Origin of the sequence: Marinifilum flexuosum (genome assembly GCF_003610555.1) — a bacterium.
Classification (GTDB): Bacteria; Bacteroidota; Bacteroidia; order Bacteroidales; family Marinifilaceae; genus Marinifilum; species Marinifilum flexuosum.
In genome coordinates this window covers 258,648-276,932 of record NZ_RAPQ01000009.1, presented here as the reverse complement: position 1 = coordinate 276,932, position 18,285 = coordinate 258,648, and the positions used below count along the sequence as shown (strand labels likewise).

16 protein-coding genes are annotated in these 18,285 nt (G+C 34.5%); 9 read left to right on the top strand and 7 right to left on the bottom strand.

The window, feature by feature from the left end; genetic code table 11:
* Positions 1–116 precede the first annotated feature (116 nt).
* Together BXY64_RS11050 and BXY64_RS11045 are read left to right on the top strand one after the other, a co-directional pair.
* Positions 117–395 (top strand): hypothetical protein, encoded by a 279-nt coding sequence (locus BXY64_RS11050; protein ID WP_147375973.1) that lies wholly within the window; start codon positions 117–119, stop codon positions 393–395.
* A gap of 57 nt (positions 396–452) precedes the next feature.
* Positions 453–1,985: a carboxypeptidase regulatory-like domain-containing protein gene (locus BXY64_RS11045; protein WP_120240026.1), complete on the top strand. Its 1,533-nt coding sequence runs from the start codon at positions 453–455 to the stop codon at positions 1,983–1,985.
* A 109-nt stretch (positions 1,986–2,094) separates the two neighbouring features.
* Here BXY64_RS11045 and rplS read toward each other — a convergent pair whose 3' ends face one another.
* The 3 genes from rplS to BXY64_RS11030 form a co-directional block, all read right to left on the bottom strand.
* A complete protein-coding gene (gene rplS, locus BXY64_RS11040) occupies positions 2,095–2,442 on the bottom strand; it encodes a 50S ribosomal protein L19 (RefSeq protein ID WP_120240025.1) in 348 nt (115 codons plus the stop codon).
* Between the two features lie 758 nt (positions 2,443–3,200).
* Positions 3,201–4,919: a dipeptidase gene (locus BXY64_RS11035; protein ID WP_120240024.1), complete on the bottom strand. Its 1,719-nt coding sequence runs from the start codon at positions 4,917–4,919 to the stop codon at positions 3,201–3,203.
* A gap of 144 nt (positions 4,920–5,063) precedes the next feature.
* Positions 5,064–6,791, bottom strand: a complete 1,728-nt coding sequence (locus BXY64_RS11030; RefSeq protein WP_120240023.1) for a M23 family metallopeptidase — start codon at positions 6,789–6,791, stop codon at positions 5,064–5,066.
* A 135-nt stretch (positions 6,792–6,926) separates the two neighbouring features.
* On the opposite strand from BXY64_RS11030, the gene BXY64_RS11025 reads away from it, so the two are divergent.
* The 3 genes from BXY64_RS11025 to rny all read left to right on the top strand — a co-directional run bounded on the left by BXY64_RS11025 (position 6,927) and on the right by rny (position 9,236).
* On the top strand, positions 6,927–7,223 hold the full coding sequence (locus BXY64_RS11025) for a hypothetical protein (protein WP_120240022.1): 297 nt from the start codon (positions 6,927–6,929) through the stop codon (positions 7,221–7,223).
* Positions 7,224–7,232: 9 nt separating this feature from the next.
* Entirely contained in the window at positions 7,233–7,523 is a 291-nt protein-coding gene (locus BXY64_RS11020) for a cell division protein ZapA (RefSeq protein WP_110361748.1), read from the top strand.
* A 180-nt stretch (positions 7,524–7,703) separates the two neighbouring features.
* Positions 7,704–9,236, top strand: a complete 1,533-nt coding sequence (rny, locus tag BXY64_RS11015; protein ID WP_120240021.1) for a ribonuclease Y — start codon at positions 7,704–7,706, stop codon at positions 9,234–9,236.
* Positions 9,237–9,290: 54 nt separating this feature from the next.
* On the opposite strand, the gene BXY64_RS11010 is transcribed toward rny, so the two are convergent.
* Both BXY64_RS11010 and BXY64_RS11005 read right to left on the bottom strand, forming a co-directional pair.
* Positions 9,291–10,136, bottom strand: coding sequence for a transglutaminase family protein (locus BXY64_RS11010; protein ID WP_120240020.1), 846 nt, complete (start codon positions 10,134–10,136; stop codon positions 9,291–9,293).
* A gap of 92 nt (positions 10,137–10,228) precedes the next feature.
* Positions 10,229–11,101, bottom strand: a complete 873-nt coding sequence (locus BXY64_RS11005) for a nucleoside phosphorylase (RefSeq protein WP_120240019.1) — start codon at positions 11,099–11,101, stop codon at positions 10,229–10,231.
* A 190-nt stretch (positions 11,102–11,291) separates the two neighbouring features.
* Between BXY64_RS11005 and BXY64_RS11000 the strand changes: the two genes are divergently transcribed.
* From BXY64_RS11000 to BXY64_RS10990, 3 genes are all read left to right on the top strand, one after another.
* Positions 11,292–12,104, top strand: a complete 813-nt coding sequence (locus BXY64_RS11000) for a prohibitin family protein (RefSeq protein ID WP_120240018.1) — start codon at positions 11,292–11,294, stop codon at positions 12,102–12,104.
* 224 nt (positions 12,105–12,328) lie between these two features.
* A complete protein-coding gene (locus BXY64_RS10995) occupies positions 12,329–14,758 on the top strand; it encodes a DUF5916 domain-containing protein (protein WP_120240017.1) in 2,430 nt (809 codons plus the stop codon).
* 199 nt (positions 14,759–14,957) lie between these two features.
* Positions 14,958–15,419, top strand: coding sequence for a DUF4293 domain-containing protein (locus BXY64_RS10990; protein ID WP_120240016.1), 462 nt, complete (start codon positions 14,958–14,960; stop codon positions 15,417–15,419).
* 217 nt (positions 15,420–15,636) lie between these two features.
* Here BXY64_RS10990 and BXY64_RS10985 read toward each other — a convergent pair whose 3' ends face one another.
* The gene (locus tag BXY64_RS10985; RefSeq protein WP_120240015.1) at positions 15,637–16,248 is read right to left on the bottom strand and encodes a flavin reductase family protein; all 612 of its coding nucleotides are present in this window, start codon (positions 16,246–16,248) and stop codon (positions 15,637–15,639) included.
* A 668-nt stretch (positions 16,249–16,916) separates the two neighbouring features.
* Between BXY64_RS10985 and BXY64_RS10980 the strand changes: the two genes are divergently transcribed.
* Positions 16,917–17,207, top strand: a complete 291-nt coding sequence (locus BXY64_RS10980) for a tetratricopeptide repeat protein (RefSeq protein WP_120240014.1) — start codon at positions 16,917–16,919, stop codon at positions 17,205–17,207.
* Between the two features lie 115 nt (positions 17,208–17,322).
* Here BXY64_RS10980 and BXY64_RS10975 read toward each other — a convergent pair whose 3' ends face one another.
* Entirely contained in the window at positions 17,323–18,144 is an 822-nt protein-coding gene (locus BXY64_RS10975) for an ion transporter (protein WP_120240013.1), read from the bottom strand.
* Positions 18,145–18,285: the final 141 nt, after the last annotated feature.

Here is an 18,285-nt window from a genome sequence, read left to right as displayed (position 1 = left end):
TAGATATTTTTAATATTCGTAATCAACTACTATAAGATGATGCTAAGAACTTTTATGTTGGAAATATATTGTTTTTGATAATTAGTGCCTCTGCTGCCCAATCTGAAAAGGATAAAATGAAAGCTTGGATTGAAATAGAAGACGAGATTAAGAATCTTACGCTTAGTGCCAAATTCCAAGATGAAGGTATTAAAGCAATTGCTATTAACTACGTTTTAAAGACTAAAAAAGAAGGTCGATCAGGGAGTTCAATATCAACACAACAGGGAAAATTTATCTCTCCAATAAATAAGCAATATACATTATTTGAAGTAAGAATGAATTTATCCAAGAAGGATGATTTGTCTGTTAAGTTGTTCGTTTATCACAATAAGCAGTTGGTTGCTCAAGATTAGGTTGTTTTACATGGAGATAATGAGTAAATTAAGAAAAATTAAAATAGCTACCAGAATATGAAAAAATTCTACACACTCTTTGGACTGTTGATTGTCTTCGGATTGTCCATGTTTGTAATGTCATGTAATGAAAGTACAGTGGAACCTGATCTGTATGGTTCAATAAGTGGTACAGTAAAGTCTTCGGCTAGCAATTTACCGATGGAAGGCGTAACAATTACCACTAATCCTGGAACTACTTCAGTAACTACAAATGCTGAAGGGGAATTTAGTATTGAGAAAGTGCTAGTTGGTGATTATTCTGTTACTGCAACTAAGGAAGATTATTCTTCGCAAAGCATAAATATTAAAGTAACAGAAAATCAAAATAACTCAATGAGCTTTTTACTTACAGTAGCTCCGCTTGATAGTAAAATTCCAGATGATATTACTTATGTTTCTCCAGTTGACATTGAGGATGATCAAAGTAAATTACCAACAGAAGTTGAATTGAAATGGAGAAATGGTGAAACGGAAAAGGGAGATACTTTGCGTTTCGATGTGATACTGTATCAAGGAGCAGATGATGCTGAAGGAACAAAAGTTGTGTCGAATATTTTGGATACCACCTACACAGTAAAGAACCTGAAATTTGAAACAACTTACCTATGGAAAATTGTGGCTAGAAACAAACAATTGGATGAAGTAGAAGGCAAAAAGTGGAGGTTTGCGACAGAGGATTTTCCTACAAATCCTTATTTGTTTGTGAAAGACACATTGGATTCGAGAGATATTTATTCTTGGGATTTGAAAGATAACCATTTGGTACAATTAACTGATGGAGGAGGAGATGAATTGCACCCTAAAATTATGCCTGGACAACATTCGAGAATTGCATATTCAGCTATGGATGATGGAGTATTCCATATTTATACAATGGATTTAAAAGGAAAGGATGTTTTTAAAGTGACAAGTGACCGACCTGTTGTTGGTAATCACAATGATGGTGGAGGTTTTGTTTGGTCTCCAACAGGAGATCAGCTTATGTATGGATATTATAATGAATTAATTGTTATAAACAGAGATGGGACAGGTTGGGAAAAAATTGCAAATTCTCCGGTGAATCGAGAATTTACACAAATGGATTGGACATATCAGTTTAACAACCATAGTGAGGAAAAAATTGTGGCTTTGGCGCAAGGTGATAAACCTTATGATAATGAAATCTATTTGATGGATCCTGATGGTGGTAATATGACTTTGCTTGTGGATAATTTAGAAGGAACTCTATCTAATCCACAATTTTCATTTGGTGGAGATAAGGTTATTTTTTCTTTGGATTCATTGTATGAGGATGATAGAGGAATTCAAAAAGATGCCAGAATTTATAGCATAAATATTGACGGTACAGATTGGACCGATCTATCGGGAGATGATAAAACTGGTAATGATTTACAAGCTAAATTTTCAGAGACAGGTGAGAAAATTATATTTATGAATGTATCGAATTCAGGAACAGAGAAAAAAACAGTTTGGACAATGGATCCTGATGGCAGTAATAGAGAACAATTGATTTTTAATGGGGAGATGCCAGATTGGTATAATCCGTGATATTAGTCCTGTTTAAATAATTTTAGCATCTGGGAAATACTCAGGTGCTTTTTTTGTCCATAAAAAAAGCCTTCCAACTGGAAGGCTTTTGTATTTTTTCGAAGTAAGATTAGAATCTTCTTTCTTTGATTCTTGCTTTCTTACCAGTAAGTTCGCGTAGATAGTAGATACGAGCTCTTCTAACACGACCTCTTTTGTTTACTTCAATTTTTTCAATGAATGGAGAAGTGAAAGGAATAATTCTTTCCACACCTACGTTACCAGACATTTTTCTGATGGTAAAAGTTTTAGTAGATCCTGATCCTTTAACTTGGATTACAACACCTCTAAATACCTGAGTTCTTTCTTTGTTTCCCTCTTTAATTTTGTAAGAAACGCTAATAGTATCACCTGCTTGGAATTCAGGAGTTTCAATACCACTTTTGAAAGCTTCTTCTGCAACTTTAATTAAATCCATTGTTTTAATTTATTAAGGTTTAACGAGCGCAATATTCACAATTTATCTGTAGATCTGCCAGAGATTACGCACGATTTCGCCGCAAAATTAATAAAAATTTCAAAGTTAAAAAGGTAAATGTTAGATTTTTTGGAGGAAAAAGTAATTATATCAATACAATATTAAACTTGAGTTCGAGGTAAAATTGTTATAAATAAAATGAGGAAAGATTGTCGGAGAAAATGGCTGTAGAAATTTCCCAAGGCCATTGTTCGATTGGTAATGCTGTTTCTGAACTTAAATAGACACATAAACCGAAAGGAAAAAGGGCTTTTAAAATTTCTAAGTGCATTGCCGGCAAGAAAATGAGGGTTTGAAAATCAATAGAGAGATTGCCAATTGAAAAATGAGGATATTGAATTTCAAAACGACTATGTCACTCATACAAAATGGCATTTTGAATTCAAAAATAGCATTGTCAGTCGAAAAAAGTGTATTTTGAACTTTAAAAGGTCTTTTTCCAGTTGAACAATGCCGCTAGAAATTTTTCTGCGGACATTGCCATTCGATTTTTACCATATTGATCTTCCAAATTTGCATTGCCAATCGAACAATGGCCCTAGAAAATTTTTTAGACCGCTTGACTTTGACAATTCGCACCCAAAGGCTCATGCTATTTAATAATCGGTATGAAAATGATACTTTTTGATATCAGATGTGATATATGGAACAAAAAAAAGGAGCCGTTAAGCTCCTTTAAAAATCAAAATTGTATTTTTTTAGTGTGAATCACCTGACATTTTAAGTTTGTCTCCAGTGGTTTTCACAATAGTTTCGTAAAATTCTTTGCTGTAACCAGGTTGCTTCATTTTAGGATTCTGGTTGTTACCATCTTTTTCTTTGATGTTTCCGTCCATGAATTTAGCAAACAAGTAACCATAGAATTCTCTCCACTCATCTGTTAAGTTATCACCTTGGTTACATGAGAAATCAGTTAAGAATTCAACCGCAGCAGCCTCGTCTGTTTTGAACATGCCTTCTGCAGCAAGGTCGATAATTTTAGTGAATGAAAGGTATTTCTTTTCAAGAGCTTTTTGCTTTTTAGCAATTTCTGGGTGGATTGCGTTATAGCGAGTATAAGCAAAGTTGGTTACCTGGTTGAATACCCAGAATGCAGATTTATTGGTGAATTCCATCATTTTACCGTTACCAACAGCGAATGATTTAGGAACTCTTGTGCTACCACAATACATTGGGAAATATACCGATGAAGCTGCATCATCTACTCCAAACCAGTTAATTCCACCTACTGCATCAGGTAACCAATTTCTTGATTGAGCAACAAAAGAGAAACCAGTTTGCTGAGTTGCAGTTGCACGTTCGTTACAATATGTTACACCATCAACTTTCCAGGTTAGAGGTCTCCAACGGTAAGGATTTCCGTAAGGACCAGCACCCATATCTTTAGCCATATCCAATTCAGTTCCTTCCAAATGATTTCTCATGAAATCCATCACTTCAAGAACGTTGATTTTGTTGTCTGGCTTAATCCATAAAGGCATACGATTGGTTGCATAACCTTTATCATCATGCTCAACTTTACCTTTACAGTAATCGAAATATTTATCCATTCCTTCTTTTACATCGTTAAAGAAAGACCAAACACGAATTTCACAGAATCTTGCAGCACCAAAATCTACTGGAGCATAAGTATCCGAGAAACTAAATTCTTTGTTCTTACCATCTTTTGGATAGTAACCTTTTTCTTTTGCAAATGAGATAACGTCTTTTGCATAAACGTTAGTTACTTCTGGATTAAAGATTTTATCCATTTTATCTGAAGAGATAGAATTTTTTCCTTCTAATGGGAAAGTAGTGATTCTAGCTTGGTTTGCGTGACCACTAACATATCCGTCAGGAATCATTCTTGCTACCCAAACAGCACCTTTTTCTCCGTTACCTTTACCGATCATTTCAAGAATCCAGATTTCATTCTTATCAGAAATAGAGAAAGATTCACCTGAACTGTAATAACCATGGTTTTCTACTAATTCAGTCATTACTTTGATAGCTTCACGAGCATTTTTTGCACGTTGAAGAGTAAGGTAAATCAAGCTACCATAGTCAATTAAAGCTCCTTCTTGTTTTCCAGTTCCTAGCTCTGATCTTCCACCATAAGTAGTTTCACCAATTGCCAACTGGAATTCATTCATGTTACCAACTACTGAGTAAGTATGTGGAACTTGTGGAATTTTACCAAGGTATTTTCCAGTATCCCATTCGTAAACATCAATCATTGTTCCTTCAGCCCAATCAGCAGCAGGACGGAAATAAAGCTCTCCGTATAATACGTGCGAATCAGCAGCGTAAGTAATCATGTTAGAACCATCAGTACTTGCACCTCTTGTTACAAGATAGTTGGTACAAGCTTGCGAAGTTGTTGTCGAAAAGACGATAATTGCCAATAGAAGAGAGGCAATTGCATAAATCTTCTTCATGTTTAAATATTTAAGTGAATTTAATTGCGATAAAATTTTCACGATTCCTACAAAAATAGGAAAAAAATGCAAAGTTAAAGCTGATAAAAGTCTTTATCGGTAAAGTCAATGTAGCTTTGCATTTTACGTGTTTATCTGATTTTACTACCAGAAAAATTTGGTTTGAAACTTGGTTTTATTACCAAGCTTATCGGTAACTTCCAAATTCAAATCATGCTTGCGATTGGGTAATAATCTTTTCTTATCGAATTTATAAAACAGGTGATTGTTTTTAGCGTCAAACTCGAAAAGTACCCATTTTCCATCTATTGTTCCTTTGTAATTTTTAATGCCAGATAACTCATCTTTAATGGTAAAGGAAATTTTATCTCTAACAGATAAGTTTTTTAATTTAAAGTTAGTTCTCGACTTAAGAGTAGGAGGAACTGTGTCCTGAACAATTGCAAAGTCTCCGAAAACTCGGGTTTTTGATTTTACCCATCCATTGATGTATACACCTCCAACATTTGAAATTTTACCAGGCTTTTCTATTGCTGCAATAAATAACTTGTTTTCATTTTTGAATGTACGGTTTGGTTTTATTGCAATGGTGTAATATTTGTGAACAGGAGTCGTTCTTTCATGTATTGAATGAATATCCGATAAATAAGTAGAATCAACTTTCCTTGAATATTTAAATTTGATATCCGAATAAAACGAATTGGTTGGGAATTTTAGCTCTAGTTCATCTTGTTCGAAAGTATTTTCATCAGTACATGATAATAATTGGTTGAAATCAGATTGTTTAAAAGCCTGAGATGGATTTTTAGCTTGTGCATACATTCTCAATTTGGCCAGGTTGTTTTTTGTATCATATGCCAAGAAATCAATTTTGTATTTCATTCCTGCTTTGAAGTTGTAAATTCCCCTATTGCTGAAGTGATTGTAGATAGAAAGTTTGTTGTTTGGTTCCTTAAAACATTTATGAATTCTTCTTTTTTCTTTAATGTTTAGGTCGTAATCCATGTGAGAATTGATGTAACGAGATTCATCGAACGAAAATTCTTTAAAAGTATAATCGGTTATTAAAGAATCATTCACTTTTACTTTCATGTTATAAATTCCACATTTTCCCCAAGTATTGTCCAAATAGTCGTTTACCTGAATTCCAAAACCAATATTTCCTGATAGAATTACTTTAGGATCTCCCTTTAGGTGATAAGAGTTGTTGTAATAGGTAACCGGAAATTTTTGTCTGGTATTCTTTCCATTTACGCTACTTAATGAATCCATTGGATATATATACAAGTTAAAAATTTTAGGAGGTGTGGTATCCTTAATTCTAAATCCCAAAAGAAGGGGATTTAACGGGTGTTCTGATTTTGTATCTCTAATCTCGAAATGTAAATGAGGTCCGGCCGATGATCCCGTATTTCCTGAAATTGCAATTACCTCACCTTTTTTTACAGGAAATCGATCTTTCTTAAAATTCAGGTCGAACTCGAAAGTGTTTTTACTGTATTGATGTGCTTTTACAAACTCATTAATCTTTTTATTGAAACCATCCAAGTGTGCATAAACTGAGGTGTAACCATTTGGGTGATCGATGTAAATCGCTTTTCCATAACCTCCTGCAGAAATTTTGATTCTGCTAACAAATCCGTCCGCGATGGCATATACTTTTTTACCTGTGGTAAAAGTTCTGATATCAATGCCTGAATGGAAATGATTGTTTCTAAGTTCAGCAAAATTACCTGATAGGGTAATGGTAAAATCAACAGGTGATCTAAAGTAATTTTTAGGATGATTTTTTTGCTGAGCCGAAACTGAAATTGGAGAAAGAAAGAATAAGATTGATAAAAAGGTGATTATGTTTGTTTTAATATGCTTCATTTTCTTGTTGTATTACTCTTGTATTGTTCGTCAAAACTACAAAAAAAGCTTTTTTTTCGGAAGCTTAAGCCAAAATACAAACCAATAAATTTGATAATCTTCTCAGCAATGTTAATTTTGTAAAAGAAATTTAGAATGATGGATCAAGAATCTAACGAAATAATAATAAGTTTAAGACAACGCATTGACGAACTTATTTCGTTGTACAAGAAATCTAAGGAAGAAAAAGAGACTTTAATTCATGAGAAAATGGAACTTATGGAAAAAGTAGAAACTCTTTCGAGGGAAAAAAGTGAACTTGAACATCATTACGATACATTAAAGTTGGCCAAAACTTTATCTTCTAATAGTGAAGATTCTCATGAGGCCAAACTTAAGATAAACCGAATTGTGCGGGAGATTGATAAATGTATTGCTCTTTTGAACAGATAGAATTTGTTTATGGATAATAAACTTTCAATTAAAGTTAATGTTGCGGATAGAACCTATCCCTTGAATATTGATCGCAAACAAGAAGAGGTGATCAGAAAGGCCGCAAAAATGATTAACGAGAAAGTTATGCAATACAAACAAAGATATAAAGATAAAGATACTCAGGATTTTCTGGCGATGGCTTCTTTGCAGTATGTAATTAAAGTAATTGAATTGGAAAATAAAACAGATGTTGCACCAGTGTACAATGAATTAAAGGCAATGGAGCGCGAGCTGAGTGAATTTTTAGAAAAAGAGTAAGAAAACGTTCTTTAAATAGTAAAAGTAATAACCCGCATTATTTCTTGGACCTGTAACTTGTTAATTATTATGTGATTCTCTTTAGAGTTGGGAGTCATTTAATACCATGAGTTTATTGGTTTAAGTGATGGTGCGGGTTATTTTTGTATATAAACTAGTATTGACTTAATATTCTATAATATGATTGAAATAATAATAGGAATTCTTGCCTTTGTTGTAGGTGGGATACTTGCATATTTTATATTGCAAAGAGCTCTTAAATCGAAGAGTGAAAAAATAATACAGGAAGCTCAGACTGAGGCTGAAGTGATTAAGAAGGACAAAATTCTTCAGGCAAAGGAGAAGTTTTTCCAATTGAAGACAGAGCATGAGAAACAAATTAACTCTAAAAACAACAAGCTTTTAGCTGCTGAAAATAAAATCAAACAAAAGGAAAATACATTAAATCAAAGAATTGATGATTTTCAACGTAAGAAGAAAGAAACTGATGCAATTCGTGAGAATTTGAATCATCAGATTGATTTGGTTGAGAAAAAATCAGCGGAGCTTGAAAAAGCTAAAAAGCAACAAATTGAGCAACTGGAAGAGATTTCAGGGATGTCGGCGGAGGAAGCTAAAAACCAGCTGATTGGTTCGTTGAAAGAGGAGGCGAAAACTGAAGCCATGTCTTATGTGAATGAGATCATGGAAGAAGCGAAAATGTCTGCTAATATGGAAGCTAAAAAAGTTGTTGTAAAAACAATTCAAAGAGTAGCTACAGAAACTGCAATTGAAAATTCGGTAACTATCTTCCATATTGAATCTGACGAAATTAAAGGTAGAATTATTGGTCGTGAAGGTCGTAATATTCGTGCTCTGGAGGCCGCTACAGGTATTGAAATTATTGTAGATGATACTCCTGAAGCAATTGTTCTTTCTGGTTTCGATCCAGTTCGTAGAGAGATTGCAAGACTTGCATTGCACCAATTGGTTACCGATGGTCGTATTCACCCAGCAAGAATTGAGGAAGTTGTTAATAAAGTACGTAAGCAAATTGAAGAGGAGATTATTGAGACAGGTAAGCGTACTGCAATTGACTTGGGAATTCACGGTTTACACCCAGAATTGATTCGTTTGGTTGGTAAAATGAAGTATCGTTCATCTTACGGTCAGAACTTGTTGCAACATGCCAGAGAAACTGCAAACTTGTGTGCGATAATGGCTACAGAACTTGGATTAAATGCTAAACGTGCCAAAAGAGCTGGTCTGCTTCACGATATAGGTAAGGTGCCAGATGATGAGCCAGAATTGCCACACGCAATTTTAGGTATGAAGTTGGCTGAGAAGTATAAAGAGAAGCCTGATGTATGTAATGCTATTGGAGCTCACCATGATGAAATTGAAATGACATCAATGATTTCTCCTATTATTCAGGCTTGTGATGCTATTTCAGGAGCTCGTCCAGGAGCTCGTCGTGAGATTGTTGAATCTTATATCAAGCGATTGAAAGATCTTGAAAACTTAGCTTTGTCGCACCCTGGAGTACTTAAAACGTATGCTATTCAAGCAGGTCGTGAGTTAAGAGTTATTGTTGGTAGTGATAAAGTTTCCGATAAAGAAGCTGAAACATTATCATTGGATATTGCACAAAAAATTCAGGATGAAATGACTTATCCTGGTCAGGTTAAGATTACGGTAATTCGTGAAACTCGTGCAATCAATTACGCTAAATAATAAAGCAACAATATAGAAAAAGAAACCCGCTTCAATTTGAAGCGGGTTTTTTAATTATATAGACTTATACAATTCCTTAAAATTTGGTACGTGAGTGGTTAATTTGAGTTTTTTGTACACACTGATATTGTGTTTTACCAGCCGTTTTATCAGACTTGAGTTATTGGTCGCTTTATAATACTTGGGACGATTTACAATTTTTTTAGATTCGATTACAAATTGCAATTCTGATCTACCAAAAACTTTACCTCTGTCAATTGGGTTGATGTAGAAAAGAATCTCGTCTTTATTAGAGGCGTTTTTATCGATATAGCATAGAAGTACGCTATCAGTTAGGTTTATTCCATAAACTGGTATTCCTAACTCCTGTGCGATACCTGCATAAATTATGGATATAATAATGTAATTGCCTTGTTTTTGTGACAATACCGTACCAATATCACCATCCCAATTTGTTGGTTGATTAGGCGACAATGCCTGATAATTGTAGATATTGTAGAAAAAATGATTGAGAATTTTGATTTTCTCCAGTGCAGTGAGTTGATCATTCAATTCTAGCCACACATCCTTTTTAATTTTTTCGATTTCCTTCCTAATTGGATCGGTAATTAAGTTTGGATTGTAGCTTTTATTGACCAGAATAGCACCTTCAATCAAATCCTGTGAATCAGTTTTACCCCAGGAGATTAGCTCGTTTTTTACATGAGTAAATTGAATTTTATTGATGACTTGTTCAAGTCTTTCCTGAAGTAATGTGCTTTTGGAATCCAACCAATAATCTTCGAGTTGAGGAATAGCAGAAACTGGCAAGTTAATCAACTCATTTTCGATTCTTTTATAGATTTCCGGAGTTGGATCATCCAGTAAAGATAATAGAGCGGTGAGTTTATTCTCGTTCATAACTTAAGGTTTTGGCCCAATTAAATATAAGAAAACCCGTAAGTAAAAACAATCTTACGGGTTATTTATTTGAAAATTAGGCCAAAACCAACTTAGCTCAGTCTGTCAAGAACAGTATTGATTAAGCGTTTTACGGTTGGTTTGTAATCTTTGCTGGCATCTTTGGTGATGCGATTGGCAATAATGGCGCAAACCGCAGCAGCATTGTGTCCTAGCATTTTCGACAATCCAAAAATAGCCGAACTTTCCATTTCATAATTGGTGATTTTTTCACCTTTAAAATCGAACTTTTCAATCTTATCATTTAAATCAGGATCTAGAGTTTGTAAGCGTAAAACTCTACCTTGTGGTCCATAAAATCCGTTTGCGGAGATGGTAACACCTTGAATCATATCGTCCCCATCAAGTTGGTCGATTAATTTTTCTGATGCAGGAACCACATATGGAGAAGCCAATTTAGCATCCCAATTGACAAACTCTTTAAAAGATTTTTCAAAATCAAGATCCGAAACATCGTCACGATCAGCATAAAAGTTTAGCATGCCGTCGAATCCAATTGATTTATTGGATAACAAGAATGAATCTACTGGTATGTTACCTTGAAGAGCTCCTGATGTTCCAATTCTTATTAAATTAAGACTTTTGTGTTCTGCTTTAGGTGTTCTGGTTTCTAAGTCAATATTAACCAAAGCATCTAACTCATTTACTACGATATCGATGTTATCGGTTCCAATACCAGTTGATAGTGCAGAGAATCTTTTTCCCTTATAAGTTCCGGTTGTAGTAACAAATTCACGATTAGAAATTGTGCATTCTACTTCGTCAAAGAAGCTTGCAACCAATTCTACTCTTCCCGGATCTCCAACTAAAATAACCGTATCGGCTAAATGTTCAGGACGAAGGTGTAAGTGAAATACACTTCCGTCAGGATTAATAATTAGTTCTGATGATTTAATTTTTTCCATATTCAAAAAATTTGATAGCAAGGAGCCGAAACTATAGAAAATTTTTTAATCTACAAACTATCAAAATGTAATCTTTCGATTTCTTTCCTGTAATTAGCATGAACAAGTGTTTAAAATCAATTTTTATTATATTATTGTGCTATATTTAAATGAAAATAGAATCATAAATAAAAATTATAAATACAAAATCATGAAGAAGCAACCCTATTTTTTAATTGTATTGGCAATTTTTGCTGTTATCCTAATTTTATCAGGATCAAGTATGTTTTTAACATTACAACCTGGTGAGAGAGGTGTAATATTTAGAAAATTCTCTGGAGGATTGGATAAAGAAAATGTATTTTTACCTGGTTTTCATATTATTGCTCCATGGAATGATATGCATGTTTACGATGTAAGAGAGCAAAAGAGTGAAGAAACAATGGATGTTTTGGATAAGAATGGTTTGTCTGTAAACATTGATGTTTCGGTTCGTTTTAATCCTGTTTATAACAAAATTGGGTTTTTGCACGAGATATTTGGTAAGGATTACATCAGTCAATTGGTAATTCCTGAGGTTCGTTCTTCAGTTCGACAAGTTGCAGGTAGATATACAGCTGAAGAGATTTATTCAACCAAAAGAAAAGAGGTTGAGGAAGCCATTATCACAGAAACTTCTGAAATTCTTAAAAATAATAACATTCAGATGCGAGCTCTTTTGATTCGTTCGATCAATCTACCTGAGAAAATTAAAGTTGCGATTGAAAGCAAACTTCAGCAAGAGCAGGAAGCACTGGCTTATCAGTTTAAATTGGAAAAAGAAAAAAGTGAGGCGGAAAGAAAAAGAATTGCTGCGGAAGGGGAAGCCAGAGCAAATAAGATTATCAATAGCAGTTTGACTCCAGCACTTTTGAAAATGAGAGGAATTGAAGCAACCATTAAGTTGTCGGAATCTCCAAATTCGAAAGTTATTGTTATTGGAAGTGGAAAAGATGGAATGCCGTTGATTTTAGGAAATAATTAATAGTTATAATTGAATAACGCTAAGCCGCTTGATGTATCAAGCGGCTTTTTTGTGTTCACTATCGAACAAGGCAGTACCGAATTCGTTCAGTTACAGTAATTGATGTTTTGGGGTAATTGTTCTGGTAGTCAGTTGATAAATCTTATTGGCATGCTGTATGTTTAAGAAAGTGCAGACAACCAAATTAGTATACCAACTAAAACCATTATTACCTAAAATCAACCATGTATAAATTATCCTTATTTATAGTTCTATTATTAATTATGGCATTGCCTGGATACGGTGTAAATCTTGAAAAGAAGGAAATTCGAGCAGTTCGTGTTACGAAGAAGCCGGTTATCGATGGAAATCTCGATGATGCAATTTGGAAAGGTGTGCCTATTGCTACTGATTTTATTCAGAATGAGCCTAATAATGGAAGTCCATCTAATTATAAAACCGAAGTAAAGTTTGTTTATACTGATGATGCCCTTATTGTAGGAGTGATGATGTATGATTCGGATTCCAAAAACATTTATAGTGAGCTAAGCAAAAGAGATGAGATGAAGAACACTGATTTCTTATTGCTGCTGATAGATCCGTTCAACAACGGCCTGGATGCATTTGAATTTGCAGTAACCCCTGCTGGTGTGCAATGGGATGCTAAAGTGGTGAATAACCGTGAAGATTCAAGTTGGGATGGGGTTTGGAATAGTGCTACTGAAATTAATGGTGTTGGGTGGAGTGCGGAGTTGGAAATTCCCTACTCTGCATTGCGTTTTCCTAAAAAAGAAGTACAGCTATGGGGCGTGAATGTTATAAGAAATGTACAAAAAGTACGTGAGAAGGTGACCTGGAATTTTGTAGATAAGGAAGAAGATGGATGGATCAATCAAAGTGGTGTCTTAAAGGGGATTGAGAATGTAAATCCTCCGGTTCGTTTGTCATTTACACCTTATTTTTCAACTTATTTGGATAAATCTTCCGATGATTCAAAATGGGAGAATAACTATCGTGGTGGGATGGATTTGAAATATGGAATCAACGAAAGTTATACACTGGATATGATGTTGATTCCTGATTTTGGTCAGGTGCAATCGGATGATGAGGTTTTGAACCTTTCTCCTTATGAAACCAAATTTGACGAAAAAAGACAGTTTTTTACCGAAGCCAAGGAGCTTTTTAATCGCGGAGATATTTTTTACTCCCGTAGAATTGGTGGCAGACCTATGAATAAATCAGCAGCCTGGGATGATGTGGGAGATCATGAGACTGTAAGTGAAAACCCGATTGAATCCAAGATCATTAATGCAACAAAAGTTTCAGGTAGAAATGCAAAAGGTTTGGGAATTGGTATTTTAAATGCAATGACAAAAAATACTTATGCAACAATTACGGATACCATAAGCGGGGATAGCAGAAAGTTTAAAACTCAACCGTTTTCCAATTATAATATGCTCGTTGTAGATAAAAGCTTAAAGAATGAGTCCTATGTGAGTTTCTTTAATACCAATAGGTATGTGCCCGAAATTGATTATATGGCTAATGTAGCTGGAACTGAGTTTGTGTTCAAAAACGCAAAAAGATCCCATAGGTTGAAGGCAAAGGGAATTATTTCCAAAAGAATGATTGATGATGATTCCGATCAGAATGGTCATTATCATGAAGTGTCGTTTGGGAAAATTAGTGGGAAATTTAATTGGAACTTTTATCATCGAATGATATCTGATGATTATAATCCCAATGATATGGGCTTCTTGTTTCGCAACAACCAAATCAATAATAACCTGAATTTTTTCTATGCCAATCATGAGCCTAAGGGGAGCTTGCTGACACGTTCTGCAAATATTCGTTTTCATCACGAAACCAGGTATGAACCTAAACGATTTGCTCGTTTTACCATATTTTACAATACTCGTTTAAAGTTTAAGGATCATACTGCGTTAGGAGTTTATGGTAATTTCAGACCTCTTCATCAATATGATTATAATGAACCAAGAGTGGAAGGAATGAAACTTAGAAAAGGCTCTTCTGCATTTATTGGCGCATGGGTGTCGTCGGATTATAGAAAGGCATTTGCTATTGATATTAGAGGTGATTTTGGCAAACGACTTTCTACGGACAATTTAAAAACCTTTTCACTGGAAATAGAACCAAGATATCGCTTTAGCGATCGATTTACCATGAATTATAAGCTGGAGTGGGATAGGCAGCTAAATGAACAGGGGTATGCAAGTAGTGAGGAAAACAATGGCTTAACTACAGTATATATTGGTGAAAGAAATACTTCCTATTTGGAAAATAGGTTAAGTGCCAATTTTATTTTCAATAAAAAAAGTTCCTTAAGCTTCAGGGCAAGGCACTATTGGGCCAAGGCTGAGTATGAAAACTTTTATACGCTTAAGGATAATGGTAGACTTGCCGAATCCAATTATAACGAAAATCACGATATCAACTTCAATAGTTTTAATATTGATATGGTTTATTCATGGAGGTTTGCTCCGGGTAGTGAATTGGCAGTGGTTTGGAAAAATTCAATTTTTGATAGTGGCGATCAGGTAGCACATCGCTTTGTGAATAATTTAAAAGAGACATTTGATGCGACTCAGTTTAATAGTTTGTCGCTGAAAGTAATATATTATATCGACTACATGTCGTTAAAGAGAAAAGGTTAATGGTAAACCTACTTAAATTTTACGGGCCTTAACTTACCGTGAAAGCTTAAGGGTTTAGTTTTGAAGAGTTTTAGGGGAATTCATTCAAAAGCAATTTTTAAGTGTGATTAGTTAGTGTTAAGTAATGATGGTTAAAAGCAGCAAATGAAAGTTTGCTGCTTTTTAATTTAAAATTAAATTTGTACAAAAATTAATAACTATGATACAAAGAATACAATCTTTATACTTGTTGGGAAGCTTTATTTTAATTGGGATCATGTTCTTTTTCCCATTGGCTGAACTTATTGATACTGCAGGTCAAACTTATGAGTTTTTGTACAGGGGAATTCCTGCAATTGCCGAAGGTGCTCCTGCAATATTTATTGCATACCCAGTAGCAATTTTACTATCGGTTATTGCGCTGGTTAGTTTAATTACCATTTTCTTGTTTAAAAAGAGAATGATTCAAATTCGCCTTACCATTTTTAATATGGTTTGTATGTTGGGTGCAATGGGATTAATTTATTACAGCATCAACAGTCAGGCAGGTGAATTGAATGCAATTGCCAATTATAGTATTATCAATGCATTTCCATTGGTAGCTTTAATCCTAAGTTACTTGGCATTAAGAAGCATTGGAAAAGACGAAGCAATGATTCGCTCAATGGATAGAATCAGATAATTCGAAACGATATAAACTAAAAATACCGGCTCAAAAGGCCGGTATTTTTTGTATATCATGTTTATAGATCATTATGCTGTTGGACTAGCATAATACTCCGGGGGATAGATCCATGGCACAGCCTCGGATTTACAACTTGTAATTGTTGTAGAGACAGCATTAATGCTGTCTTTACAAGATATAGATAAAATAAAGATCTGTATTTTATACTTTCTCCTTAGGCCTTTCTAGCCTTTCCCTTTTTGCCTTTTATTTCTCTGGTTTTCTTTTTCATTACTGAGTGTCCGAATTGTCCAATCAGTTTACCCAGCTCAAAGTAATAACCATGCGAGTAGGCAATAGGACGAGCTTTGCTAAGCAAGAACTTTCCGGTTTTCTCGTTTATGTATTTTTCATCGGCCTGCACATTTACCACCTCGGCAATAAACATATCGTGTGAACCCAATTCTACAATGTTTTTCACTTTACACTCAATGCTCAATGGCGATTCTTCAATAATAGGTGCCGATATTTCTTTTGATGGAGCAGGAGTAAGATTCATTTCTTTAAACTTATTGAAATCCTTTCCCGATTTAACTCCGCACCAATCGGTAGCATAGGCCAGGTTTTTGGTTGTTAAATTGATTACAAATTCTCCCGATTCTTTAATGATATCGTAAGAGTGTCTGTTCTTACGCACCGAAATGTAACACATTGCAGGATCGCTGCAAATGGTTCCTGTCCAGGCAATTGTTATGATATTGTAATCTTCAGGTTTCGATCCGCAACTAACCATTACAGCTGGTATAGGATAAACCATGGTTCCCGGTTTCCAATGTTGTTTTGCCATTATTATTTTGCTTGATTTAATTCAACGTACAAACTTACAAAATAGACTCGATAGTACAATTTATGGACATGGAGATGTGATGATTTTAATGAGAGTTCGGTTCGGAATGCATCGAGAAGTAATCAACAGCTTTGAAGATACAATCAACAGATGGTAAGTTTTATTCAGAGCACGCGTTGTTCTTTTCAGTAGACTGAAAGAATCGTTCAATTCACACGTTGGGTGATTCAGTATGCTCTGAGTTTGGTTCAAAAGGGCTTGTGATTAATTCATTGCGTGGAGAGTTTCATTCATAGGGCGCTGACTTCACTTCAGTAGACTGTGATTTTAATTCAGTAGATAGTGATGACGTTTCAATAGGATGTGTGTTTGATTCATTAGGTGCTGAGAATAATTCATCGACCAGTGAGATCCATTCAATGGCCTTTAATCCTTATTCAATAGATGGTGAGATTGTTTCAGTAGCCTTGAAACATCATTCAGTGGGTGCTAAGATTAATTCAGTAGACTTGAAGATCAATTCAATGCATTTGGGAGATTGAAGAATATCCTGTAATGTTTAATAAACTGCACATACTTCTTGCTCCATGCTTTGATTGGTAAAGGCTAATGCTTACATTTGCTCAAAATTAAATTGAGATTTTATCCATTAGGTAAAGGATTACATCATGAGTAAGGAAGTGGAAAAATTAATGGTGGAAGCTGCAGAATTGGCCAAAGCAGAAAAGATTGAAGCAGCAATAGAAATGTACAAATCTGTACTGAAGCTTGATGCGAAGAATATTGAGGCTCAGTTTCAAATTGGTGAATTGTACCATCAAATGGGTAACCTGCCAGAAGCACTAAGTGCATACCTACACACTACCGACTTGGATTCCGAACACAAAAAGGCCAATGTTAAAATCGAGATGATCAAATCGATTATGGATTTCTTTAATCCGGATTTGTATAATCCTTGATTCATGTTAATCAGTAAGCCAGAAATTTTATAAAAAGGCAAGTGGTTATTGTCTTTAGCTTTACGAATCTTATATCTATTACAGAATTGAATTATTTCTGATAATTTTCAGGAAATCAATTCTCATGAACTATGATTTCCTTTTGTTTAGGTAGACCATTATGAGATTCATTTTGCTTTAGCAGTACATCTATCTTTTTTTCCAAATTGTCAATTTTCTTCTCTAGTTCGTCGTTATTATCGCTCACCATTGCATCTACAAAAATGGAGTTTACTAAGGACAGACCAAAAATCCCTCCTGTAAGAAGAATAAATATAAAGTAGAAATAAGTGAAAAAGGCTGCCGTAGGAGAGTAGCCTTGAGTTATTTCTTCGGGTATTTCAAACCATCCTTCTACGGTAAAAATCTTAAATATAGAGTAAAGAGATATCAATGGATTCTTAAAGTATTGCGGTGCGCTTGATTCAAACAGGTAAAAGGAAAATACGCCAATAATGAAAATATAAATGGCAAATCCTATTAGTACAATAACTGAGGCCTTTAAGGCTCGCTTGATGTCTTTGAATAATTGATCGACACCAGGAATAAACTTTAAAAATCGGAATGATTTAAAAACCCTCATTAATCGAAATACCAACAAGAAACTGATGTCAGAATCATGCGCATGAAAAATGAAGGTTACAAATGCGGGAATTGACAGAACCACCAAGACAAAATCTAACTTGTTCCAATTGGAAGCAAAATAGCCTTTTAGGCCAAACTCGTTGAGTTTAATGCCCAATTCGATTAAAAACAAGCCTGTAATTACATTATCCAGAGTGTGAATAAAAAATGTACTAAACTCGGAAAGGGAAAAACCGCTTATAAATAACAGGATCGCATTAAAAAGGATCAGACTAAGAATTATTTTATCGTTTAGGAACAGTTTTTTTATCATGAGGTGCTTAATAGGTTTTCAATTGAGTTTATGGGCCAGCAGCGCAAATTTTAAGTGTTTATTTGTGAAAGATCAAATTTACAAAGCTTATGCAAATATTCAAATTTTTGTTAAATCAGAACTTGTGCAACGAACTGTTGT

Excerpts from the sequence above, each read along its gene's own strand:
- BXY64_RS11050 (WP_147375973.1), top strand. The coding sequence starts at position 117 with ATGAAAGCTTGGATTGAAATAGAAGACGAGATTAAGAATCTTACGCTT.
- BXY64_RS11045 (WP_120240026.1), top strand. The coding sequence starts at position 453 with ATGAAAAAATTCTACACACTCTTTGGACTGTTGATTGTCTTCGGATTG.
- rplS (WP_120240025.1), bottom strand. The coding sequence starts at position 2,442 with ATGGATTTAATTAAAGTTGCAGAAGAAGCTTTCAAAAGTGGTATTGAA.
- BXY64_RS11035 (WP_120240024.1), bottom strand. The coding sequence starts at position 4,919 with ATGAAGAAGATTTATGCAATTGCCTCTCTTCTATTGGCAATTATCGTC.
- BXY64_RS11030 (WP_120240023.1), bottom strand. The coding sequence starts at position 6,791 with ATGAAGCATATTAAAACAAACATAATCACCTTTTTATCAATCTTATTC.
- BXY64_RS11025 (WP_120240022.1), top strand. The coding sequence starts at position 6,927 with ATGATGGATCAAGAATCTAACGAAATAATAATAAGTTTAAGACAACGC.
- BXY64_RS11020 (WP_110361748.1), top strand. The coding sequence starts at position 7,233 with ATGGATAATAAACTTTCAATTAAAGTTAATGTTGCGGATAGAACCTAT.
- rny (WP_120240021.1), top strand. The coding sequence starts at position 7,704 with ATGATTGAAATAATAATAGGAATTCTTGCCTTTGTTGTAGGTGGGATA.
- BXY64_RS11010 (WP_120240020.1), bottom strand. The coding sequence starts at position 10,136 with ATGAACGAGAATAAACTCACCGCTCTATTATCTTTACTGGATGATCCA.
- BXY64_RS11005 (WP_120240019.1), bottom strand. The coding sequence starts at position 11,101 with ATGGAAAAAATTAAATCATCAGAACTAATTATTAATCCTGACGGAAGT.
- BXY64_RS11000 (WP_120240018.1), top strand. The coding sequence starts at position 11,292 with ATGAAGAAGCAACCCTATTTTTTAATTGTATTGGCAATTTTTGCTGTT.
- BXY64_RS10995 (WP_120240017.1), top strand. The coding sequence starts at position 12,329 with ATGTATAAATTATCCTTATTTATAGTTCTATTATTAATTATGGCATTG.
- BXY64_RS10990 (WP_120240016.1), top strand. The coding sequence starts at position 14,958 with ATGATACAAAGAATACAATCTTTATACTTGTTGGGAAGCTTTATTTTA.
- BXY64_RS10985 (WP_120240015.1), bottom strand. The coding sequence starts at position 16,248 with ATGGCAAAACAACATTGGAAACCGGGAACCATGGTTTATCCTATACCA.
- BXY64_RS10980 (WP_120240014.1), top strand. The coding sequence starts at position 16,917 with ATGAGTAAGGAAGTGGAAAAATTAATGGTGGAAGCTGCAGAATTGGCC.
- BXY64_RS10975 (WP_120240013.1), bottom strand. The coding sequence starts at position 18,144 with ATGATAAAAAAACTGTTCCTAAACGATAAAATAATTCTTAGTCTGATC.